This is a genomic window from Hymenobacter sp. BT18, from assembly GCF_012273015.1.
In the GTDB taxonomy this organism is placed as follows: domain Bacteria; phylum Bacteroidota; class Bacteroidia; order Cytophagales; family Hymenobacteraceae; genus Hymenobacter; species Hymenobacter lutimineralis.
Window position 1 is genome coordinate 499,437 of the sequence record NZ_CP050954.1, and the last position, 22,095, is coordinate 521,531.

18 protein-coding genes and 1 pseudogene are annotated in these 22,095 nt (G+C 61.1%); 14 read left to right on the forward strand and 5 right to left on the reverse strand.

The window, feature by feature from the left end; translation table 11 throughout:
* Positions 1-10: 10 nt before the first annotated feature.
* On the forward strand, positions 11-469 hold the full coding sequence (locus tag HER32_RS02170) for a molybdopterin oxidoreductase (RefSeq protein WP_168680181.1): 459 nt from the start codon (positions 11-13) through the stop codon (positions 467-469).
* An 89-nt stretch (positions 470-558) separates the two neighbouring features.
* The gene (locus tag HER32_RS02175) at positions 559-2,457 is read left to right on the forward strand and encodes a chloride channel protein (protein WP_168680183.1); all 1,899 of its coding nucleotides are present in this window, start codon (positions 559-561) and stop codon (positions 2,455-2,457) included.
* Between the two features lie 55 nt (positions 2,458-2,512).
* Here the strand turns inward: HER32_RS02175 and treF are convergent, their stop codons facing one another.
* The 3 genes from treF to HER32_RS02190 form a co-directional block, all read right to left on the reverse strand.
* On the reverse strand, positions 2,513-4,063 hold the full coding sequence (gene treF / locus HER32_RS02180) for an alpha,alpha-trehalase TreF (protein ID WP_197748860.1): 1,551 nt from the start codon (positions 4,061-4,063) through the stop codon (positions 2,513-2,515).
* Positions 4,064-4,240: 177 nt separating this feature from the next.
* Positions 4,241-4,750, reverse strand: a complete 510-nt coding sequence (locus tag HER32_RS02185; protein WP_149069289.1) for a hypothetical protein — start codon at positions 4,748-4,750, stop codon at positions 4,241-4,243.
* A 151-nt stretch (positions 4,751-4,901) separates the two neighbouring features.
* Positions 4,902-7,145, reverse strand: a complete 2,244-nt coding sequence (locus HER32_RS02190) for a glycoside hydrolase family 3 N-terminal domain-containing protein (RefSeq protein WP_168680186.1) — start codon at positions 7,143-7,145, stop codon at positions 4,902-4,904.
* Positions 7,146-7,208: 63 nt separating this feature from the next.
* Here HER32_RS02190 and HER32_RS02195 point away from each other — a divergent pair, with 63 nt between their 5' ends.
* From HER32_RS02195 to HER32_RS02250, 12 genes and pseudogenes are all read left to right on the forward strand, one after another.
* On the forward strand, positions 7,209-7,589 hold the full coding sequence (locus tag HER32_RS02195) for a low molecular weight protein tyrosine phosphatase family protein (RefSeq protein ID WP_168680188.1): 381 nt from the start codon (positions 7,209-7,211) through the stop codon (positions 7,587-7,589).
* A 294-nt stretch (positions 7,590-7,883) separates the two neighbouring features.
* The gene (locus HER32_RS02200) at positions 7,884-8,456 is read left to right on the forward strand and encodes an RNA polymerase sigma factor (RefSeq protein WP_317169651.1); all 573 of its coding nucleotides are present in this window, start codon (positions 7,884-7,886) and stop codon (positions 8,454-8,456) included.
* Positions 8,431-9,363, forward strand: coding sequence for a HEAT repeat domain-containing protein (locus HER32_RS02205; protein ID WP_168680190.1), 933 nt, complete (start codon positions 8,431-8,433; stop codon positions 9,361-9,363). Before HER32_RS02200 ends, HER32_RS02205 begins: the two co-directional genes overlap by 26 nt.
* Positions 9,311-10,180 (forward strand): DUF4097 family beta strand repeat-containing protein, encoded by an 870-nt coding sequence (locus tag HER32_RS02210; RefSeq protein ID WP_168680192.1) that lies wholly within the window; start codon positions 9,311-9,313, stop codon positions 10,178-10,180. The genes HER32_RS02205 and HER32_RS02210 overlap by 53 nt, the downstream gene beginning before the upstream one ends.
* A complete protein-coding gene (locus tag HER32_RS02215; RefSeq protein ID WP_168680194.1) occupies positions 10,177-11,004 on the forward strand; it encodes a DUF4097 family beta strand repeat-containing protein in 828 nt (275 codons plus the stop codon). Before HER32_RS02210 ends, HER32_RS02215 begins: the two co-directional genes overlap by 4 nt.
* Positions 11,005-11,390: 386 nt before the next feature.
* Entirely contained in the window at positions 11,391-11,939 is a 549-nt protein-coding gene (locus HER32_RS02220; protein ID WP_149069283.1) for an RNA polymerase sigma factor, read from the forward strand.
* A 16-nt stretch (positions 11,940-11,955) separates the two neighbouring features.
* Positions 11,956-12,792, forward strand: coding sequence for a HEAT repeat domain-containing protein (locus HER32_RS02225; RefSeq protein WP_149069282.1), 837 nt, complete (start codon positions 11,956-11,958; stop codon positions 12,790-12,792).
* Positions 12,793-12,932: 140 nt separating this feature from the next.
* Positions 12,933-13,700 carry a DUF4097 family beta strand repeat-containing protein gene (locus HER32_RS02230; RefSeq protein WP_168680196.1) on the forward strand — a complete coding sequence of 256 codons (768 nt, stop codon included), beginning with the start codon at positions 12,933-12,935 and terminating at the stop codon, positions 13,698-13,700.
* A gap of 48 nt (positions 13,701-13,748) precedes the next feature.
* Positions 13,749-14,486, forward strand: a complete 738-nt coding sequence (locus HER32_RS02235) for a hypothetical protein (protein ID WP_168680198.1) — start codon at positions 13,749-13,751, stop codon at positions 14,484-14,486.
* 127 nt (positions 14,487-14,613) lie between these two features.
* Positions 14,614-17,166, forward strand: a complete 2,553-nt coding sequence (locus HER32_RS02240; protein ID WP_168680200.1) for a DUF5916 domain-containing protein — start codon at positions 14,614-14,616, stop codon at positions 17,164-17,166.
* A gap of 170 nt (positions 17,167-17,336) precedes the next feature.
* The gene (locus tag HER32_RS02245) at positions 17,337-18,278 is read left to right on the forward strand and encodes a M90 family metallopeptidase (protein ID WP_168680203.1); all 942 of its coding nucleotides are present in this window, start codon (positions 17,337-17,339) and stop codon (positions 18,276-18,278) included.
* 185 nt (positions 18,279-18,463) lie between these two features.
* Positions 18,464-20,314, forward strand: a pseudogene (locus HER32_RS02250) (M2 family metallopeptidase).
* A gap of 95 nt (positions 20,315-20,409) precedes the next feature.
* Here HER32_RS02250 and HER32_RS02255 read toward each other — a convergent pair.
* Positions 20,410-21,129 carry a GAF domain-containing protein gene (locus tag HER32_RS02255; protein ID WP_168680205.1) on the reverse strand — a complete coding sequence of 240 codons (720 nt, stop codon included), beginning with the start codon at positions 21,127-21,129 and terminating at the stop codon, positions 20,410-20,412.
* A gap of 73 nt (positions 21,130-21,202) precedes the next feature.
* The gene (locus tag HER32_RS02260; protein ID WP_232066340.1) at positions 21,203-21,949 is read right to left on the reverse strand and encodes a pirin family protein; all 747 of its coding nucleotides are present in this window, start codon (positions 21,947-21,949) and stop codon (positions 21,203-21,205) included.
* Positions 21,950-22,095: the final 146 nt, after the last annotated feature.

Here is a 22,095-nt window from a genome sequence, read left to right on the forward strand (position 1 = left end):
TCCTTCTACTATGCACCTCGGCAACTACCTCGGCCTGCTCGACAACAGCGAAAAGCAAATCACAAAAGCTTTTGCGCAAGTAAGCCGGCACCACAAAGACGAGCCCGACATCGAGCAGATGTGCCAGAAGCTGTCGGCCTGGTCGCGGGAGCACCGCGGCAAGCTGGTGCCTTATCTGCAGCGCTACTCCACGCAGCAGAGCACCGAGCCGGCCCGGCTAAAGCACGAACTGTTCAGCGCCGCGCGGAGCGGCAGCCTCGGCCTCATCCGCGACCTGCACGACTTGTGGCTCCTAACCCAGGAAGTGCAGCTTAGCTGGGCCGTCATTCAGCAAGCAGCCCTGGCCCTGCGCGACGAGGAGCTAAAAGCTACCTGTGCATTTTGCAGTGCGCGCACCAAGCGCCAAACCGACTGGTTACTGGGCCGCATCAAGCAGGCGGCTCCCCAGGCTCTGGTAGTTGCAGACTAATGTCCTGCCTCAGTTGCTGCTCACTTCTCCTGTTTTTCTTTGTTACCCGGGTAAGCAGCTTGCTGCCTAGTCATCTTCACTCGCACTGAATGAAACATTCGTCCCCTGTTCACGCCGGCATTCCTATCTCCCCATCGCTGGAGCCCACCCTCGCCAACGAAGGGGCGCCACCCCGCGTGGCGCCGGATAAGCGCCGTCTGATTCGGATTTCGCTGCTGGCCGTGCTTGTGGCCGTGACCATTAGCGGAGTAGCCCGTCTGCTGGTATCGTTGATCAACTTGGTGACCAACCTGGTTTTCTTCGGCAACGTGTCCGTCGACTACCACTCTCCCGCCGACAACCACATGGGTTTATGGGTAATCCTTATGCCAGCCCTGGGTGGCCTGGTGGTCAGCCTGATGGCTATTTATGGGTCCAAAGCCATTCGAGGGCACGGCATTCCGGAGGCCATGGAGCAGATTCTCACCAACCAGAGCCGCATCAAGCCCTCAATCATGTACCTGAAGCCGGTTTCGGCGGCTATTTCCATTGGCACGGGCGGGCCATTCGGGGCTGAGGGACCGATTATTGCTACCGGCGGGGCCCTGGGCTCCACGCTGGGCCAGCTTATTCACATCACCCACCACGAGCGGAAAGTGCTATTGGCGGCGGGGGCCACGGCGGGTATGTCGGCCATCTTTGGCACCCCCATTGCGGCGGTGTTTCTGGCTATTGAGCTGCTGCTGTTTGAGTTTTCGCCCCGCTCCCTGGTGCCCGTAGCCTTGGCCTGCATTACCGGGGCAGCGGGCCACCACTTGCTGTTTGAGCAGGGGCCCGTGTTCGAAATGCCAGAGTTGGCAGCTCCGAGCAATGTGGCGCTGGCCACGTACAGTGCCATTGGCTTGGTGGTGGGCCTGGCTTCGGTGGGCATCACCAAGCTGGTGTACTGGATTGAGGATGCCTTCGAGAAGCTGCCCATTCACTGGGCCTGGTGGCCGGCCTTGGGCGGGCTGGCCGTAGGCGGCATTGGCTATTTCGCGCCGCGCACCCTGGGCGTGGGCTACGAAAACATTTCGGCAGTGCTATCGGGCACCGCTCCGCTGGCGCTGCTGCTGACGCTTTGCTTCCTTAAGTTTGCCTCCTGGGCTATTTCCCTGGGGAGCGGTACCTCGGGGGGCACACTGGCCCCGTTGCTTACCATTGGCGGCGCTATGGGGGCGTTGCTTGGGGTGGCCATTCAACATTTCTTACCGGCTTCGGACATTGCCTTGCCCTTGGCGGCGCTAGTGGGCATGGCGGCTATGTTTGCCGGGGCCTCACGGGCGCTGCTCACGTCCATCGTGTTTGCGGTGGAATCTACCGGGCAGGCCCAGGCCCTTCTGCCTCTGCTGGGCGCCTGCACCGGGGCCTATTTGGTGTCGTTCTTGCTGATGGGCAACACCATCATGACCGAGAAAATAGCCCGCCGCGGCGTCAAAACTCCCGTCGACTATGAGCCGGATTTGCTGGACAAGGTGCCGGTAAGCCAGATTTTGCAGAACGAACTGGTCACCATCAGCACCAACAACAGCATCGGGGATGTGCGTGCCTGGACTGGCCGGGAGCCCGCGCGCGTAGGCTCGCACCTGATTGTAGTGGACGTGGAAGGCACCTTTGCCGGCCTGCTCAGCACCGTGGCCCTCACCAGCTGGCAGGCCGATGAGCATGTGCCCATCAGCACCTTGCTGCAGCCCCAATCGGCTAGGGCAACGGTACTAACTACCGACACCCTGCGCACGGTGGTGGAACGCATGGCCCGCGAAAATGTGGACGTACTACCGGTGCTCCTACCCGGTAAGGATGCCCGGGTTACGGGCGTGGTTTCCTACCGCGACATCCTGGCGGCCTATAACACCCGCCTGCAGGACCACGGCAACACAGCCCCAAACATCCTGCTCAAGCGCAAAGGCTTACGCGTGCTGCTCCGGGGTAAAACACTGTTTCAATCGTCTGGCCAGGCTAACTCTTAGCCTCGTTGCCCTCCTGAGCAGCGCGCAGGATGGTAGGCGAAATTAGATAGACCCGTTACTTTCCAGCGGCTGGCTCCTTGGGCCACAACTGGTACTGGTTGAGCAACCTTAGCAGCACGCCGTTGGTCCAGCCGAAGCCGTCCTGGGTGGGGTACTCCCCGCCCCCGGCCGTGAGCTGGGTGTTCTCAACGTTGTATTTCTCCAGCAGCTTCCCGGTCTGCTGAAACACGCGCACATTCAGCCCCACCCAGCGGGTGGCAATGGTGCGGGCCAGTTCCTGCTGCTTGTAGTGGTTCAGGCCTTCGATGGCCACGTACTGCAGGGGTGCCCAGCCATTGGGCGCGTCCCACTGCTGGCCGCTGTGGTTGAGCGTGGTTACCAGGCCGCCATCTTTCAGGAAGTCGCGCTGCAAACCAGCGGCCACCTGGCGGGCTTCGCCGGTCGATGCTACTTGAAAGAACAGCGGGAATGCGCCGGCCAGGGTACGCAGGCGCATTGGTTGCCGGGCCACGAAATCATAATCGACAAACCAGCCCGCCGAATTATCCCAGCAGTAGCGGCGGATGGCGTTGCGTCGGGCCCGGGCTTTCTGCTCGAAGGCACGGGCTAAGGTAGCTTGGCCCTGCTGGCGGTAGCCGCTGGCAATAGTTTGCTCCAGCCCGTAGAGCAGGCAGTTCAGATCCACGGGCACCAGCTCCAGGGTGCGGATGGAAGCCAGGGTCTTCTCGTCGCGAAACCAGCGGGTGCTGAAGTCCCAGCCCGAAGCCGCGGCGGCGCGCACGTGCCGGTAGAACTCAGGCTGGGGCTGGGTGGTTTGGCGGGCGGTGGCGACGTCCTCGGCGTAGGATTCCTCGCGGGCATAATCACCGGCGTCGTAGTAGCGGTTGAGGATTTCGCCCGCGGGCAGGCGCACGGCGCGGCGGGTGGCGGTACCGGGCTGAAGGGAGTCGGCGCCGGCCATCCAGTACTGGTACTCGCGTAGCAGCTGGGGCTGGTAGCGTGGGCGCACGGTGTCGCTCTGGGTCTGGGCCAGCAATTCTACCATCAAAGCAAAAAACGGGGGCTGGGAGCGGGTGAGGTAGTAGGTGCGGTTGCCGTTGGGGATGAAGCCCTGGCGGTTTATCAGGCTGGCGAAATTATCCACCATGCCGCGCAGCAAAGCCGTGCGCCCACTTTCGCGCAAGCCCAGCATGGTGAAGTAGGAGTCCCAGTAGTACACTTCCCGGAAACGCCCACCCGGCACTACGTAAGGCTTGGGCAGCGGCAGCAGAGAACCGTAGCGCCCCACCGAGTCTTGGGGCTGGCGCTGCAGCACCGTCCAGAGGGTATCGAGGTGGTGGCGTAGGCCGGCGGCTACGCGGCTTTGGTAGGCGTCCGTGGGCACGGCGGGCAGCTCGAAGTATTGCCTCACAAACTGCTTCAGCGAAAAGCCGGGGTGATTTTTCTGCTGCTGATAGGCCGCCTCAATAACTGCTGGGGCGGCTTTGGGGCGGGCATCCACGAAGGTTTTGCTGTCGGGAAACACGCCGCCGAGCTGCACGGCTTCGAAGACGACAGGAAACAGCTGGCGGGGTGAAGGCTGGGCCCACCCCGCAGGCACTAGCATCAACCACAGGCAAATACTCAGAACAACGCGTCTTAAAGAGAAAATCGTCATGCCCCAAAGTACGTAAGTCAAGGCGCAAGGACTACCTCACAGGCCTCCGGCCACAGCGGGTGCACCGGCAGCCAGCACAAGCCCACGCCGCCGGTACCGGGGCTATGCCAACGGAAGCAGCCGGGCTTACTCCCGGCCTTCGGCGGAAATGGGCTGACCGTCCTCCGCGAAATACTGAAGGTGTGTGGTGCTTTTGCCGGCCTCGTCGCTGAGGCATTCCACCCGGTATTCCACCCGATTTGCTTCCTGATGGTAGACAGTTTTCGTTACGCGGCCAAGGCGGGCAGCCCCGAGGCGCTGGGGCGCAAGGGCGGCCTGCAGCGCCTCGGGCAAGGTTTCTACCGCCACCTCCGTGGCAGACTCTGTCAGTTCGCCCCGCTCGTTGAAGTTGGCTTCCAGGACGCGGTTTACTCGGTGGGTAAAAAAGCTGTAGGACTCCTCGCCCTTGTCGGCGTTGCCGAACACGTAACACGAATCGACGGGCGCCCCCGGAAAGGCCTGGCTGAACTTTTTCACCACGTAAGGCGGAATCTTCACTTTGCGGGCGGGGTCGGCATTCTGGGCGTAGTAGGTTTGAGCAAGCGCCGAACCGGGGCCCCCAACGGCCAGGAGAAGGATGAGTAACGCTTTATGCATAGTCGGCAACGAAGGAAGGGCATGTGGATAGCTTTCCCTTCCAAGATACAATCTAGCGGAATGTTACGCCCCTACGCAATTATGCCCGAAACCAGCCGCAAACGGGCAGTTTCGGGCATGGCAGATGGCGTGACCTACCTGGGAAGCCAGCTTACTTCAGCAGCTCAAACTTGCTATCCAGCCGAATGTCGTCGGAGGCGCTGCCAAGCATGAGGCGGAACTCGCCGGGCTCGGTGGTCCACTGCATGTCCTGGTTGTAGAAGGAAAGCTTGTCGGAGGTGATGGTGAAGGTGAGGGTCTTGGTTTCGCCGGGCTTGAGTTGCACTTTCTGGAAGTCCTTGAGCTCCATGATGGGGCGCGTCACGCTGGCCACCAGGTCGCGCAGGTAGAGCTGCACCACTTCCTCCCCGGCCGTTTTGCCCGCGTTGGTAAGCGTGCAGGAAACCGTGAGCGACTGGCCCGCGCCCAGCTGCGTAGTGCTGAGCTTAAGGTTGCCGTAGGTGAACTTGGTGTAGCTCAGGCCGTGCCCGAAGGCGTACTGCGGCCGGTTGGTCTGGTCGATGTAGGCCGATTTGTAGAGCACGTCCTTATCCCCGCTGGAGGGGCGGCCGGTGTTTTTGGCGGCGTAGAAAATGGGTACCTGGCCCAGGCTGCGCGGAAACGTCATGGGCAGCTTGCCGGCGGGGTTATAGTCTCCGGTCAGCACGTCGGCAATGGCGTTGCCGGCCTCGGAGCCCAGCCACCAGGTGTAGAGAATGGCCGGGGCGTGCTCGGCCGTCCAGTTGAAGGTGAGCGGGCGGCCGGCCATCATCAGCACCACTACGGGCTTGCCGGTGGCTACCACGGCTTTGATGAGGGCTTCCTGCTGACCGGGCAGACCGATATCCGTGCGCGACTTGGCCTCGCCGCTCATGTCGTAGGCCTCACCCACGGCCATTACTACCACGTCGGCATCCTGGGCGGTTTTCACGGCTTCGGCAAAGCCCGCCTGCGACTCGCCCTTAATGCCGCATCCGCGAGCGTACTGGATATTGGCTTGCTTGCCGAACTTGTTCTGCAGGCCCTCCAGCACGCTCACGTAGCCGGTGGAGTCGTAGTTCACGGCCCAGAAGCCGGCGTGGTTGAGCTTGCTGGTGCCCAGCGGCCCAATGAGGGCAATGCGCTTGGTTTTCTTATCGAGCGGCAGCACGTTGCCTTCGTTCTTGAGCAGCACAATGGATTTGCGGGCCACGTCGCGGGCAATCTGCCGGTGCTCGGGCGCGCCCACCAGCTTTTTCTCCCGGGCCACGTCGCTGAAGCGGTTGGGGTTCTGGAACAGGCCCAGCTCAAACTTCTTGCGCAGGATGCGGCGCACGGCGTCGTTTACCAGCTCCTCGGGCACCTGGCCGCTCTTCACCAAGGCAGGCAGGCTGTTCACGTAGGAGCGGCTTTCCATATCCATATCGGAGCCGGCCAGCAGGGCCAGGCGGCCGGCGTCGGCGTTGTCTTTGGCGAAGCCGTGGTTTACCATCTCCCCTATCGAGCCCCAGTCGCTCACCACAAAGCCCTGGAACTTCCACTGGCCTTTGAGGATATCGCGCTGCAGATAGCGGTTGCCGGTGGAAGGAATGCCGTCCAGCTCATTAAAGGCATTCATGAAGGTAGCCGCGCCGGCATCAAGGGCCGCTTTGAACGGGGGCAGATACACTTCCCAGAGCAGGCGCCGGCTCATGTCCACGGTGTGGTAGTCGCGGCCGGCCTGGGCGGCGCCGTAGCCCGCAAAGTGCTTGGCGCAGGCCAGCACGGCATCAGTGGCACCTATTTTTTCACCCTGGAAACCCAGCACGCGGGCCCGCGCAATCTGGGAGCCCAGGTAGGGGTCTTCGCCAGCCCCTTCCATCACCCGGCCCCAGCGCGGGTCGCGGGCAATATCGACCATGGGCGCAAACGTCCAGTGCTGACCGGCAGCAGCCGCCTCCACGGCCGCAATGTGCGCTGACTGCCGGATGGCCGTCATGTCCCAGCTGGCGGCCTCGCCCAAGGGAATAGGAAAGGTAGTCTGGTAGCCGTGGATGACGTCGAGGCCGAAAAGCAGCGGAATTTTCAGGCGCGACTTGAGGGCTTCGGCCTGCAGCTCGCGGGTGCGCTGGGCCCCGCGGATGTTGAGCATGGAGCCCACCCGGCCCGAACGAATCTGCTCCAGCTTGGTGGGGTCGTTGACGGCGGGGCCCGTGACGGCGTCGCCGGTGTACTGGTTGAGCTGGCCGGCTTTTTCCTCCAGCGTCATGAGCTGGAGCACGGAATCAACCTTTTGTTCGAGGGTTTTGCGCTGGGCAAGCAGCGGCGTGGTGCTGCCCACTACAAGGCAGGCTCCCACCGTGGCAGTGGCCACGGCTTTGCAAAATGGACGGCGCATGATACGGCGTGTAGGAAATGGTGCAGGGGAGCAACACGAACTTACGGCATCTTTGCGAGACTTATGCCGACTTCCCCTCCTGCCGCCGCCAATTCCGCTGACTTTCAGCCCCAAAAATTGCTGTTCATCTGCAGTCAGAACCGCTGGCGCAGCCTCACCGCCGAGCGTCTCTTCGACCAGCACCCCCACTACGAGGCCCGCTCGGCCGGCACCGAGCCCGGCGCCCGGGTGCGCGTGACGGCCGGCCACCTGAGTTGGGCCGACGTGGTGCTGGTGATGGAGCGCAAGCACGCCGACATCCTCCGCCAGAAATTCGCCGAGGCGCTAACCGGCAAGCGCATCGTTACCCTCCGCATTCCCGACAAGTTCCAATTTATGGACCACATCCTGCAGGACTTACTGCGCGAGCGGCTGCGCGAGCATCTGGGCGAGGAGGTGCCTTAAGAGGATGCTTCCTCTATAACCGGAAATAGACCGTCATGCTGAGCGGAGTCGAAGCATCTCTACCGCTTCGTTGGATTACTACTGCAACGAAGCGGTAGAGATGCTTCGACTCCGCTCAGCATGACGGTTAGTTTGGCGACGTCAGTCGCGAGATTCCTCGGCTTCGCTCGGAAGGACATTCGATTACACTAACTGATAGCCCTCCCCGAAAAATATTTTCTCATTCGGCAGTAACCTTCCCGAAAAGGCGCAGTTTCCACGTCCGAATTCGCCACCAACCTATCAGCCAACGCCTTGAACTCGCTTACCGACAACTCGCTCATGCTCCAGGTGAAGGCTGGTCAGGTGGAGAAGATGGGCCTGTTGTTTGAACGCTACCACCGGCCGTTGCTGGCGTTCTTCTACCATTCCAACGGCAATGCCACGGCCAGTGAAGACCTGGTGCAGAACGTGTTTTACCGCATGCTCAAGTACCGGCACACCTTCACCGGGGAGGGCGAGTTCCGGACCTGGATGTACCACCTGGCGCGCAACGTGCTGGCCGATGCCGCCAGGAAAAACAAGCCCTCGGCCCACCACCAGGACATTGCCGACTGGGCCGAGAAAATTGCGGGAGGCACGACGGCCGACGCCCACCTGCAGCGCACCCAGGAAGAAGCGCAGCTCCACCGGGCCCTGGCCCGCCTCTCCCCCGACCAGCGCGAGGTGCTGGTGCTGAGCCGCTTTCAGGAGCTGAAATACGAGCAGATAGCGCAGCTGCTCAACATCACGGAGGGGGCCGTGAAGGTGCGCGCGCACCGGGCCCTCTGCCAATTGAAGGACATCTATTTGCAAATGGATAATGGAAGCAAGGTTCAGAAACTGTGAGGAAGTGCAGCAGGAGCTGATGAGCTGGCTGGCGGGCGAATTGCCCGAAACGGACAAGCAAATCCTGGCCGCTCACCTGGCTCAGTGCCCCGACTGCCAGCACGAGCTGGAAGGCGTGCAGCAGCTCTGGACGGCTATGGGCAACCTGCCCGTGCCCGCACCCAGCGAAGAGCTGCGGCCCAACTTCTACGCCATGCTGGCCGAGTTTAAGGCCGAGGAGCAGCAACGGCAGCGCTGGTCGGTGGCAGGGCTGCTGGAGCGGCTGCGCCAGTGGTGGCAGCCGGCCTTTGCCCAACGCCTGGCCTATAGCTTGGTGCTGGTGCTGGCGGGCCTGGGCATCGGCTACGGGCTAAGAGGCCACGAAACCAGCGCAGGAGTTGAAGAGCCCCTGGCACAGACTTCTACCGAAAGCTCGGCCACCACGGCCCGGCAGGTAGGGCTGATTTCGCGCCTCAACAACCCCTCGGCCGTGCAGCGCCTGCAGGCCGTGAGTGAGGCCGAGCAAGTTGCCCCTACCAACGAGCGGGTGCTGGCCGCCCTGCTCAGCACCCTCAACCAGGACCCCAACGTGAACGTGCGCCTGGCTACCCTGGACGCGCTGGGCAGCATGGCCGATGACCCCACCGTGCGCCAGGGGCTGGTTCGCTCCCTCACCTACCAGGAGTCTCCCCTGGTACAGTCGGCGCTGGCCGATCTGATGGTGCAGTTGCAGGAGCGCCGCTCGGTGCGTCCCCTGCGCAAGCTGCTCCAGCAAGACAACCTCAACGAGCAAGTGAAAACCAAAATCGAGCAAAGCATTCAGTCTTTGTCCCACGACCGCGCCCCCGCGGCCCCCTCAACCCCCTCGAACTCCGATGAAACCAAACATTATAACTCTGCTACTCTGGACACTTCTGTGGCTGCCTAGCTGCTCGCTGCAAGCCCAGGACCGTGAAGCCACGGAAAAAGTAAGCCGCGAATTCACCCTTTCCGGTGACGCCGGCCGCAGCACCCTGGCCCTGTACAACATCTTCGGCTCGGTGCGGGTGGAAGGCACCAGCGGCAACCAGGTGGTAGTGGAAGTCACCAAAACCCTAAAAGCCGACGACGCCACGGCTCTGGCCGAAGCCAAAAAAGATGTACAGATAGGCTTTCTGCAGCGCAACGACAGTGTAGTGGTGTACCAACAAGGCCCCTTCGACTCGCGCCCCCGCCGTAACCAGCACTGGAGCAGCGACGAGCGGCACTACCAGTTCAGCCTCGACTTCACCGTGAAAGTGCCCCGCGACATGAAAGTAACCGTGTCGACGGTGAACGGCGGCGAGGTGCGGGTGGAAAACGTGAACGGCCTGCTGCAAGCCAGTAATGTAAATGGCGGCATTACCATTAAGAATGCCCGCGAGGTGTCGAAAGCCCACACCGTGAACGGTCCGGTGGAAGTGGGCCTCACGGCAGCGCCCACGGCCGCGGCTTCCTACAAAACCATCAACGGTGACATTACGGTGAGCTACCCGCCCACGGCCTCGGCTGACCTCTACTTCAAGAGCATGCACGGGGAAATGTACACCGACTTCCCGCAGACGGAAAACCTGCCCGCCACCATCACCCAGAACACCGAGCGCGAAGGCACCGGCACCAAGTACAAGCTCCGCAAGGAAACGGCCGTGCGCCTCGGCAAGGGCGGCCCCAACATCCGCCTGGAAACCCTGAACGGCGACGTGACCATCAAACAGCAAACCCGATGAACCAGCTAGTATTTCGCACTCTTTTCGCTCTTACTGCCCTCTTTTGGCTAAGTCCGGCCCAAGCTCAGCAGACCAGCAAGGAGCAGATGACGGTGGCCCTCAGCTCCCCTGGTAAGCCGGGCACCCTACACCTCAAGCTCGTGGGCGGCGGCATCAAAGTAGTGGGCTACGCCGGTAAGGAAGTAATCATTGAAGTAGCCACGCGGGGCGGCCGGCGCGAGTCGGCCGCCAACGAAAATGCCTCGGGCATGCGCCGCATCTCGCAGGCCAGCGGCCTTGACGTAACGGCCCAGGAGCGCGACAACCAGGTGTACGTGAAAACCCAGTCCTGGCAAAACCCGGTGGATTTCGTTATTAAAGTGCCGCGCCAGTTTTCCCTGAAGCTGGCCACCGTACAGAACGGCGACATTGTGGTGGATAATGTGGAAGGCGAGCTGGAAATATCCAACGTAAACGGCTCCATCCGCCTGAATGACGTGGCTGGCTCGGCGGTGCTGAACACGGTGAACGGCGAGGTCATTGCCGACTTCAAGCAGATAACGGCGGGCGCGCCCATGGCATTCTCCACCATCAATGGCAAGGTAGACGTGACGCTGCCGGCGCGGGCCAACGTGTCGGTGAAGCTCAAATCCGACCACGGCGACATCTACAGCGACTTCGACCTGAGCGTGGACAGCAGCCCCTCGAAGGTGACGCGCACGGCCAAGGACGGCACCTACCGCGTAGCCCAGGACACCTGGACCTACGGCAAGATCAACAGCGGTGGCCCCGAGTTCATGATGAAAACCCTGAACGGCGACATCTACATCCGCCGGGCCAAGTAGCCTTGTCTTTCTCTGCGCTCAGCCCCGGCCGTGCCCTTGGTGGTTTGCTGTGGTGAGTGACTCCTGCCGGCCGGGCTGGGCGCAGCAGAAGGGCGCTTGATGATAGCACCCAAACAAGCCAGCGGTTTTCCTTCCCGGGAGAGCCGCTGGCTTTTCTCGTTTTCGGCGCGGCATCGGCCTGTCTGAAAATTCCAGAACGTCATGCTGAGCGGAGTCGAAGCATCTCTCCCGCTTCGTTGAATGATGCAGGCGAAGCGGTAGAGATGCTTCGGCTTCGCTCAGCATGACACTGCTTTTGCTGGTCATCGAAAAAATATTTCACTACCGCTGTAACGAATACAACTTCGGCCGGTACTCCTTGCACAACCCTCCTACACCCTTTCTCCGTGACTACCGCCCGCCCGAGCGACGAAGACCTGATGGCTGCTGTAAAGGCCGACGACCTCGACCAGCTCGTGCCCTTGTTTGAGCGCTACCACGGGCCCTTGTTCAACTACCTCTACCGCCTCTGCAACGACCGGGAAACCAGCGAAGACCTGGCCCAAAGCGTGTTTGAGCGGGTGCTGAAATACCGGGCCAGCTACCAACCCGGCCAGCCTTTCAAAGCCTGGGTGTTTCAGATGGCCCGCAACGCCTACGCCGACCACTGGCACCGCCAGGAAAAGCTGCGTACCGCCGATGTGGAAGAAGTGGAGCGCCACGGCGGCCTACGCGGCGCAGCTTTTTCCCAGATGCGCGTCAACCACCACCACGACGACCTCCACGAAGCCCTGGCCCAATTGCCTACCAACCAGCGTGAAATCCTCTTGCTCAACCGCTTCCAGGGCTTTGGCTACGACGAAATAGGCCAGCTCCTGGGCTGCACCGCCGAAGCTGCCCGCGTGAAAGCCCACCGCGCCCTGCAGGCCCTGCGCAAAGTGTATTTCTCCGACTAGTAACTCTCCACCACCCATGCATACCTTCACTTCCTGCGACGACTACGAAGCCCTGCTGCCGGCCTACGCTGATGGTAGCCTGCCGACCGCTGAGACCGAGCAAGTAGCCGCTCATATTACCGCTTGTCCTACCTGTCAGCTTCACCTTCGCCAGCTCCGGACGCTGAGCAACGAGCTGGACGCGGCTCTGCCCGAAGTGCCCCGCACGGCCATGCGCACCAACTTTCTGGCCATGCTGGAAGAACAAAAGGCCCTGCTGACCCCAGCGGCAGCGGCAGCCCCAACTCCTGCCCGGGTAGTACCAATTTGGGCCGCAGCAGTAGCTAGCCAGTGGCTGCGCGTGGCCGCAGCCGTGTTGCTGGTAGCCGGCGGAGTACTGCTAGGCCGCTTCCTGCCTGGTCCCTCCGGGCAAAATGCCGACCTAGCCGCTACCGCTACTGACAGCCCGGCCCCAGCCCAGCAACTGGCCGCCAACCTGGCTGGCACGGCTTCCCAGCCCGCCTCCGCCAGCGACCGGATTCAGTTGGTAACGGCTTCAGGGCAGAATTTAGCTCCCGGCGACCCAACTGTGCAGGTGCTCATCAATACCCTCAACTTCGACCCCAACCCCAACGTGCGCGTGGCCGCCTGCGAGGCCCTGTTCCACCTCCGCGCCGACCCCCGCGTAGCCGAAGCCTTTGTGCACTCCCTGCCCATCCAGACGGATCCGAACGTGCAGATTACGCTCATCGAATATATGGTAGCCCTGCGCGACCCGCGGGCTGTGCCGCCGCTGCAGCGCCTGGCCCGCCGCAAGGACGCCTTGCCGGTGGTGCGCGACCAGGCTCAGGCCGGCCTTGGCAAACTGATTTGACCAAGCAGGCGGGGCGGTTCAGTTGACTTCTCCCTTGCTGCTTCCTTTTCCTTCTTTTCTCACTGCTTAGGCAGCCCCTGGCTATCGGAACGTGCGAGTCCGGCGGGCTGCTCCTTGCCCTCATTTTCCAACAAGCTCTTATGAAAAAGCCCCTTATTCTCACCTTCTGCGGCCTGCTGGCTGCCACTATTTCCCTGCACGCCCAGGAGTACAAAACCAAGCTCAGCAAAGATCGCAAGGTCATCATCGACATGCAGGGCTCCGACGTAACCGTGGAAGGCTACGACGGCAACGAGCTGGTGATTCGCGGCAACGGCTTCGAGCCGGCACCCAAGCGGGCCGAGGGCCTGAAGCCCGTATACAATACGGCCGTCGACAATACCAACCTCGGCCTTGCGGTGACCGAGCAAGACAACACCGTGCGCATTGCCCGAGCGTCCCGCAAAGAAGCTACCTACGTCATTCGGGTGCCGCGCGCTACGGCCGTGGAGTACAATCAAACCAACTGGAACGGTGGCGACCTGCAAATCCGGGACGTGAACGGCGACCTGGAAGTGAACATGAAAACCGGGGACGTGAAGCTGCTGAACGTAGCCGGCCCGGTGGTAGCCAACAGCGTGAGCGGTGACATTACGGTGCGCTACGCCACGATGCGGTCCGGGCCCAGCTCGATTTCGGCCGTGAGCGGCGACGTGGACGTGACCATGCCCGCCGCCAGCAAAGCTACTCTGCAGCTGCGCTCCATCTCGGGCGAAATCTATACCGACTTCGACATTGCCCTGCCCAAAACCTCCGGCGACCTGAACCACGTGGGCGGCCAGGTGGTGAACGGCACCGTGAACGGCGGTGGCACCCCGGTTTCGCTCAAGTCGGTGAGCGGCAACATCTACGTGCGCAAGGCCAAGTAAGCCCGACCCTACCTCTCAAACAGCTTCCAACCTCAACTCCTAAACCTCATGTCCCGGTTTCTATTTCTGCTCCTGCTTTGCCTGACTGCCGGCCTTTACCAGCCCGCTCAGGCCCAGAAAATCATAGAAAAATCCGTCGCCCTTAGCTCGGGCCAGCGGGTGTACCTCAACCTAAAGCACGCCACCAACATCCGTATTCGGGCGGGCGCGGCCGGCAAAATGGCCCTGAAAGCGGCCGTCGATATCAACCAGAACCGCCTGAACGATGCCCTGCAGCTCACCCAGGACCAATCGGCGGAAGAAGTGCGCTTCAACTCCGAACTGGACATGACCATGCTGCGCAACGCCCCAGCCGGAGACTGCCCGGATGGGGGCACGCAGTGGGGCGACAACTACGTGGGCCGCAAGAAAGGCACGACCACTACCGCCGAGGAAAACGTTTCTTACCGGGTTTGCCTGAACGTGGAATATGACATTACCGTGCCGCCCGGCGTGACGCTGTGCGTGAAGACCATCAGCGGCAACATAGATATTCAGGGCCTATCCGGCGCTATCGAGGCCAAGTCTATCAGTGGCTTCGTGGACGTGACCTGGGCCGCTTCCTCGGCGGAGCTGGCGCTGAAAACCATTACCGGCGAAGTGTACACCGACCACGATGTAGCCTTCAGCAACCGCAAAGACAATCCCTTGGTTGGCTACCAGTTACGCGGCAACCTGGGCAACAATGGCCCGCTCGTTCAGCTCGAATCCATCAGCAGCGACATTTATTTTCGCCGGCGTAAGTAACCATTTCCACGAACGAGAGTTTCCACGCCCGATCAGACTTACTACCTGATTGGCTGGCTGGCCAAGGCCTGCAGCCTCCGTCCGCTTTCTTCGTCAATACCCGCTGCTCTCACAACCTTTCTGCGCTATGAAAACCTGTACTATTCTTCTCCTCGCCCTGGCGCTGCTGGGGCTTGGGGCACCCCGGGCTGGGGCCCAAACTGCCCCCGCTGCGGCCGCCCCGACCGCTACTGCCCCCAAGCGCCAGCTGCAGGCCGTGCGCATCAGCGAAGCCATTAAGCTGGATGGGGTACTCGATGAAGCCATGTGGCAGCAGGCCCCGGTGGCTACCGACTTCATCCAGAACCGACCCAAACCCGGCCCCCACGAGCAGCACCCCACCGAGGTGCGCATTCTCTACGACGACGCGGCTATCTACGTGGGTGCCATTATGCACGACGTGGCCCCCGACTCCATCAAGCGGGAGCTGTCGGCCCGCGACAACCTGCCCAACACCGACTTCTTCGGCATCTTCCTCGATACCTACCACGACAAGCTCAACGGCTACGGCTTTATTGTGACGGCGGGCGGGGTGCAGGCCGATGCGCGCTACTCCCCGGCCAGTGGGGAGGACTTTGCCTGGAACGCCGTGTGGGACGCCCGCACCGCCCAGCGCGGCACCGACTGGGTGGCCGAAATGCGGATTCCTTACTCGGCCATTCGCTTCAGCACGGCCGAGGTGCAGCAGTGGGGCCTGCAGTTTATGCGCCAGCGCCAGGCCCTGCGCCAAGGCTTTTTCTGGAGTGAGGTGAAGCCGGAAGTGGATGGTTTCGTAAACCAGTGGGGTGAGCTGACCGGGCTGAAGGGCCTGAAGCCCCCGCTGCGCCTATCCCTCACGCCCTATATATCGGGCTACGTGAACCACAACCCGCTGAACGCCGAGGGCACCCGCCGCACGACGACTTCCTTCAACGGAGGCGCGGATGTAAAGTGGGGTATCAACGAAAGCTTCACGCTGGATGCCACGCTGGTGCCGGACTTCGGGCAAGTGCAGAGCGACAACCAGGTGCTCAACCTCTCCCCCTTCGAGGTGCAGTTTCAGGAAAACCGCCAATTCTTCACGGAAGGAACTGAGCTCTTCAACAAGGGCAACCTGTTTTACTCCCGCCGCGTGGGCGCTACGCCCATAGGGTTCTACGGCGTGGGGCTGGCCGACAACGAGAAGCTCGTGCGCAACCCGGCCGAAACCCGCCTGCTGAACGCCACCAAGATTTCGGGGCGCACCAGCAAGGGCCTGGGCATCGGGCTGTTCAATGCCCTCAGCAACGACGTGTACGCCACGGTGCGCAACACCGAAAGCGGCGAAGAGCGGGAAGTCCTGACCCAGCCGTTCAGCAACTACAACATTGCAGTGCTGGACCAGAGCCTGAAAAACAACTCCTACGTGTCGCTGATCAACACCAACGTAACGCGCTGGGGCAGCACCTACGACGCCAACGTGACGGGCGGCCTGTTCCGCTTCGCCAACAAAAAGAACTCCTACGCCGTGGATGGCAGCCTCGTGTACTCGCGCCGGCGCGGCACCCAGTTCGGCTCTGATAAGCCCATTGACGACCAGAACGGTTTTAAATATACCGTAGGCGTGGGCAAAATCAGCGGAAACTTCACCTGGGGCTTCAACCACCGCATCGAGTCGGACCACTACAACCCCAACGACCTGGGCATCCTGTTCGGCAACAATAACATTACGCAGAGTGCCTATGCCAACTACCGCATCTTCAAGCCTTTCTGGAAGGTAAACAACATGAACTTCTACTCGGAAGTAGGCCACCAGCTGCTCTATCGGCCCACCCGCTACCAGAACATGTACTTCTACAACGGCTTCAACACCACGTTCACGAAGAACTTCCTGCAGGTAGGCTACGATTTTATGCACGTGCCCGTGTCGCACGACTTCTTCGAGCCGCGCACGTTCCCGCTGGGCGACTACTACGTGCGGGTGCCGGCCAACACCGACTGGATTGGCTTCCTGAACTCCGACACGCGCAAGCGCCTCTCGGTGGGTGTGAATGCCGGAGCTACCTACTACAGCCAGGATGAGCGGCTGCCCGGTCCGCGCCCCCGCCGCCTGCGCTACCGCGCCGGGTTCTACCCGCGCTTCCGCGTCAACGACCACCTCACCTTCCGCTACAGCCTCGACTGGAGTTTACAGCGCAACCAGATTGGCTACGTGAACGGGGGGCTCAGCGCCGATGAACCGCTGGATCTGCCCTTCCGGGGCCAGATTCTGCTGGGCCGCCGTAACGTAGCCACCGTTACGAACGTGGCCCAGGTGGCCTATACCTTCACCAACCGCATGTCGTTTACGCTGCGCGTGCGTCACTACACCAGCAACGTGCGCTACCAGGATTTCACCGTGCTCAAGGAAGATGGGCAGGAGTTCCTGGCCGACTACCGCCGCAACCGCGACAACACCTACAATGCCTTCAACGTGGACGCGGTGTACAGCTGGTGGTTTGCCCCTGGTTCGCAGGTGAATATTGTCTGGAAAAATGCCGGCAACACCTACCTGCTGGCCGAACAGGCCACGCCCCAGTACTTCGACAACTTCAATAACACCATCAACACCCCGCACAACAACTCCCTTTCGGTGAAGGTGCTCTACTACCTCGATTACCTGGCCCTGCGCCGGCGGCGGTAAGAGAAAACAGCATCATCGCGTTTTCACCTGTCATCCTGAGCGCAGCGAAGGACCTTAGCACGCTCGAACAGCAGGCGTGCTAAGGTCTTTCGCTATGCTCAGGATGACAGTGTTTATTCAGTAGAAAATCTTTCACCAACCTTCATTCCTTCCCTACGTTAAGGCGGCCCATGCAATACCTTGTTTTCGCGGCCTTCGTGGCATTGGTTGTTTTTCTCTTTTACCGGTACGCCACGCGGGATGCCCGTGCGAGAGAGGCTGCCCTAGCCAAGGAGTTCCCGGAGGCTTGGCGCCAGATTCTGCTGGAGCGGGTAGCTTTCTACCTTTCGCTGTCTGAGCAAGACAAGCCCCGCTTTGAGCAGCGCATCCAAGTATTTCTGGCCCAGACACGTGTAACGGGCATTCAAACCGACATCGATGACGTGACGCGGCTGTTGGTGGCGGCCTCGGCCATTATTCCGGTGTTTGGCTTCCCCGACTGGGAGTACGGCAACCTGAGCGAGGTGCTGGTGGTGCCCGATGCCTGGCAGGAAAAGCAAGATCCTAACAAGGAACACGCCCCTCTGGCGGGAACCCTGCTGGGCTCGGTGCGCAATTTCCAAACATCCCACTACATGCACCTCTCCAAGTCCTCCTTGGAGCAGGGGTTCAAAGACTCGTTGGACCGCCAGAACGTGGGCATTCACGAGTTTGCCCACTTGCTGGATGAAGCCGACGGGGTGATTGACGGGGTGCCGGCCCTCACCTTTCCGGCCGCCCTGCGCCCCGAGTGGGAAGCCGTCATGGCGCGCGAAATTGCCGCTATTCGGGCCGGAAACTCCGAAATCAACGACTACGCGGGCACCAACGAGGCCGAGTTCTTTGCCGTGGTCACGGAATACTTCTTCGAGAAGCCCGAGAAGTTGCAGCAGGAACATCCTGAGTTATACGGCCTGCTGCTGCTGGCTTTCCGCCAGAACCCGCGCAGCCGCTTCCGCCAGTGGGCCACCGACCCGCGCGAGTGGCTCAAGCGCCTCCGCTCCCGCAAGAAGTTTGGCCGCAACGACCCCTGCCCCTGCGGCAGCGGCAAAAAGTACAAGGAGTGCCACTTACTAGAGCAGCAAGCTGCCTAAGTAACTTCGTTTCTCTTGAAAATCCCTGGTTCTTCGGTGAGCCAGGGGTTTTCTTTGCCGATGCGGGCCACTGCTATACCCCAGTTCCTTGGTGAGCGAAGCGACTGGAACCCAAAACCAGGCAACATCTGGCGGATACGTATCTTAGCGGTCCACCCGATTTACGATTCATTTCTTATTCCTGAATGAACAAGAACCTCCTTCCCATCCTCACGGCTACGCTGCTGGCGGCCTGCGCCCCTACGGCCAAAGCCCCCGTAGCCACCACTCCTGCCCCACCCGCCGAAACCGTAGCCGCCCCGGCCGCGCCCAACTGGAGCCAGCAGGCGGATGAATTCCTGAAAGCCTACTCGGCCGAGTACCAACGCCTCTACACCCAGTCGGCGGAGGCGGAGTGGCGCTCCAATACGCACATTGTGGCCGGCGACACCGCTAACTCCGGAGCCACGGCCCGCGCCAACGAGCGGATGGCCGCCTTCACGGGCTCGGTGCAGAACATTCAGCGCCTGCGCGAGCTGTTGGAGCATAAAGCCGAGCTGAGCGACCTGCATGTAAAGCAGCTGCAAACGGCCCTCTACAACGCCGCCAACTCGCCCCAGACCATTGCCGATGTAGTAAAGGCGCGCATCAAGGCCGAAACCCAGCAAACCGAAAAGCTCTACGGCTTCGACTACAAGTACCAGGGTAAGTCCGTCACGACGAACGACCTGGACGAGCTGCTGCGCAAGGAAACCAACCCGCTCAAGCGCCAGCAGATCTGGGAAGCCAGCAAGGCCATCGGCCCTACGCTCAAAGGTGGCTTGCTGAACCTGCGCGACCTGCGCAACCAAACCGTGCAGGCCCTGGGCTACCCCGACTACTTCAGCTACCAGGCCTCTGACTACGGCATGAGCCGGGAGGAGATGATGACGCTGGTGCGCCGCATCAACGAGGAGCTGCGCCCCCTTTACCGCGAGCTGCACACCTATGCCCGCTACGAGCTAGCCAAGAAATACAAGCAAAAGCAGGTGCCGGACTACCTGCCTGCCTCCTGGCTGCCCAACCGCTGGGGTCAGGACTGGAGTGCCATGGTCGATGTGAAAGGCCTAAACCTGGACCCCGTGCTGGCGAAGAAGGGCGCTTAGTGGCAGGTGCAGCAGGCCGAGCGGTTCTACCAGAGCCTGGGCTTCCCGGCACTGCCACCGGTGTTCTACGAGAAGTCGAGTTTGTACCCGCTGCCTAAGGGCGCCACGTACAAGAAGAACAACCACGCCTCGGCCTGGCATATGGACCTGCAAAACGACGTGCGCAGCCTTATGAGCGTAGAGGGTAACACCGAGTGGTACGAAACCACTCACCACGAGCTGGGCCACATCTACTACTACCTCACCTACACCAACCCCGATGTGCCCGTGCTCCTGCGCGGCGGCGCCAACCGCGCCTATCACGAGGCCATGGGCAGCCTGATGGGCCTCGCGGCCACCCAGAAGCCCTTCCTGGCCGGCCTGGGTCTGGTAGACCCCAACGCCAAAACCGACCAGACCCAGACGTTGCTGAAGGAAGCCCTCAACTACGCCGTGTTCATCCCGTTTGCCTCGGGCGTGATGAGTGAGTGGGAAAACTCCTTCTACGCCGACAAGCTGCCCGCCGACAAGCTCAACGCCCGCTGGTGGGAGCTGGCCAAGCAGTACCAGGGCATTGTACCGCCGGCGGGCCGCGGCGAGCAGTACCTCGACCCCGCCACCAAAACCCACATCAACGACGACCCCGCCCAGTACTACGACTACGCCCTGAGCTACGTCATCCTGTTCCAGCTCCACGACCATATCAGCAAGAAAATCCTCAAGCAGGACCCGCACGCCACCAACTACTACGGCAGCAAGGAAGTAGGCGCTTTCCTGGCCGATATTATGCGCCCCGGCGCCAGCAAGGACTGGCGCACCGTGCTCAAGGAGAAAACCGGCGAAGACCTCTCGGCCCGCGCCATGGTCGAATACTTCCAGCCCCTGATGGCCTACCTGAAACAGCAGAACAAAGGCCGCAAGTACACGATGTAATCCGGCGGCCAGTGCAGTACTACAACAAAGCCTCTCCAGTTACGGGGAGGCTTTGTTGTAGTACTGCACTGGCTTAATGGGCGCAGCCGAGGTTGCTACATCGCTTGCGGCACGTCGCGCAGGCGGCGGGTCAGCACTTTCTCCATACCGTTGAGGCGGCGCACTACCAGGTCCAGCACTTCGTCGTCATCGAGGTTGATGCCGTGGTTGCGGGAGCTGAGGTAGCGTGTGAGGGCGGCGTTATCGTCGAGGGTTTCAGACAGCTCGTCTTGCGCGGCTTCCCACTCGGCGGGCAGCTGGGCCTGCAGGTATTGAAAGCGCAGCTCCACGGTGCGGCTCACTAGGTCGGCCAAGCGTACCAGCACGCTTTCTTCATCGGCGGAAAGGGTGCGGAACTCCCGGCCAATTACGGCCATCATGCCAATGCGGGCTCCGTCGGGCATACGCAGGGCTGAGCCCGCGTAAAAGTTCAGTCCCATAGCTTGCGCCACGTCAGGCTTGATGAGTTGGCAGCTTTCGGCTTTGTAGTCGGTCGTGACGACGGGTACGTCGGGCAGAATGGCGGCCGAGCACATGCTTTCCGTGCGGGGCAAGCCGGGCACTCCCTCGGCCCCCGCCACGGCCTTGAACGACACGTAGTCGTCGTCCACAAACGAGATGAGTGAAATTGGCGTGTTAAACAGCTGCGCGGCCCAGGCCACATAGTCATCAAAAATCTTTTCCGGGGCGGTGTTTACTATTTGGTACAGATGCAGGGTGCGCAGGCGCGCTGCCTCATCTTGGGGCACTAGTTGATTGGGGAATGCAGTAAGCATATGGGAAAAGAAACGGCGGGCTAACAGTAGAAATGCTTACTGTCAGCCCGCCGAAAGGTTGAGCTTATGCAGCTTAGTAGTTGGCTTCGCTGGCCGGCAAGTCGATGAGGATGAACTGAGCATCCTTGGAAGCGCGGATTTCCAGTACGTTTTCATCGGTGGAGCGGATCTGGTCGTTGGTGCCCATATCCACTCCGTTGATGTACAGGGTGCCTTCTTTCACGTAGACAAACGTGTTGCGAATGGGAAACGTCTTGAACGTGACGGTCTTTTCGGCCGCCAGATTACACCAGTACACCGTACTGTTGGAGTTCATGTATACCACGTCTTCCAGTACCTTCTGCCCCGATACCAGCGGCACCAGCTCGTTTTTGGAGTCGAGGAAGTCCACATCCTTTTGCTCGTAGCTGGGCGCCAAGCCCTTCTGGTTGGGCAGAAACCACAGCTGGTAGATGTGGGCTGCGTCGTCCTTATCGTTCTGCTCAGAATGCGCCAGCCCCGTGCCGGCCGTCATCCGCTGCACCTCCCCTTTTTTGATGGTCGACTTGTTGCCCATCGTGTCGGCGTGGCAAAGCTCCCCTTCCAGCACCAGCGTTACAATCTCCATTTCGGAGTGTGGGTGCTGCGGAAAGCCCGATTTGCCCTGAATCACGTCGTCGTTGAACACGCGCAGGGGCCCAAAGTGAATATTTTGGGGGTCGTAGTAGTCGGCGAAGCTAAACAGAAAGTGGCTGCTGAGCCAGTGCACGGGCGCGGCGTGGTGGCGGTCGGTTGCGGGAATAAGCTTAAGCATCGAAGTCAGGAGTTGATAGTGATGCATAGGCTTACGCGGGTAAGCAGCGGGAGGTTAAGCATGACCTCGTATGCCCCGCCCTTGCAGCAGCATGAAGCAAGCCGGCTCGTTCTGTATCAAGCAAATTTATGGAAACAGCAAGCCCTTACCCGTTGCGCAACGGGTAAGGGCTT

Coding starts and splice junctions, on each gene's coding strand:
- HER32_RS02170 (WP_168680181.1), top strand. CDS start 11: ATGCACCTCGGCAACTACCTCGGCCTGCTCGACAACAGCGAAAAGCAA.
- HER32_RS02175 (WP_168680183.1), top strand. CDS start 559: ATGAAACATTCGTCCCCTGTTCACGCCGGCATTCCTATCTCCCCATCG.
- treF (WP_197748860.1), bottom strand. CDS start 4,063: ATGCTAGTGCCTGCGGGGTGGGCCCAGCCTTCACCCCGCCAGCTGTTT.
- HER32_RS02185 (WP_149069289.1), bottom strand. CDS start 4,750: ATGCATAAAGCGTTACTCATCCTTCTCCTGGCCGTTGGGGGCCCCGGT.
- HER32_RS02190 (WP_168680186.1), bottom strand. CDS start 7,145: ATGCGCCGTCCATTTTGCAAAGCCGTGGCCACTGCCACGGTGGGAGCC.
- HER32_RS02195 (WP_168680188.1), top strand. CDS start 7,209: ATGCCGACTTCCCCTCCTGCCGCCGCCAATTCCGCTGACTTTCAGCCC.
- HER32_RS02205 (WP_168680190.1), top strand. CDS start 8,431: ATGGAAGCAAGGTTCAGAAACTGTGAGGAAGTGCAGCAGGAGCTGATG.
- HER32_RS02210 (WP_168680192.1), top strand. CDS start 9,311: ATGAAACCAAACATTATAACTCTGCTACTCTGGACACTTCTGTGGCTG.
- HER32_RS02215 (WP_168680194.1), top strand. CDS start 10,177: ATGAACCAGCTAGTATTTCGCACTCTTTTCGCTCTTACTGCCCTCTTT.
- HER32_RS02225 (WP_149069282.1), top strand. CDS start 11,956: ATGCATACCTTCACTTCCTGCGACGACTACGAAGCCCTGCTGCCGGCC.
- HER32_RS02230 (WP_168680196.1), top strand. CDS start 12,933: ATGAAAAAGCCCCTTATTCTCACCTTCTGCGGCCTGCTGGCTGCCACT.
- HER32_RS02235 (WP_168680198.1), top strand. CDS start 13,749: ATGTCCCGGTTTCTATTTCTGCTCCTGCTTTGCCTGACTGCCGGCCTT.
- HER32_RS02240 (WP_168680200.1), top strand. CDS start 14,614: ATGAAAACCTGTACTATTCTTCTCCTCGCCCTGGCGCTGCTGGGGCTT.
- HER32_RS02245 (WP_168680203.1), top strand. CDS start 17,337: ATGCAATACCTTGTTTTCGCGGCCTTCGTGGCATTGGTTGTTTTTCTC.
- HER32_RS02255 (WP_168680205.1), bottom strand. CDS start 21,129: ATGCTTACTGCATTCCCCAATCAACTAGTGCCCCAAGATGAGGCAGCG.
- HER32_RS02260 (WP_232066340.1), bottom strand. CDS start 21,949: ATGCATCACTATCAACTCCTGACTTCGATGCTTAAGCTTATTCCCGCA.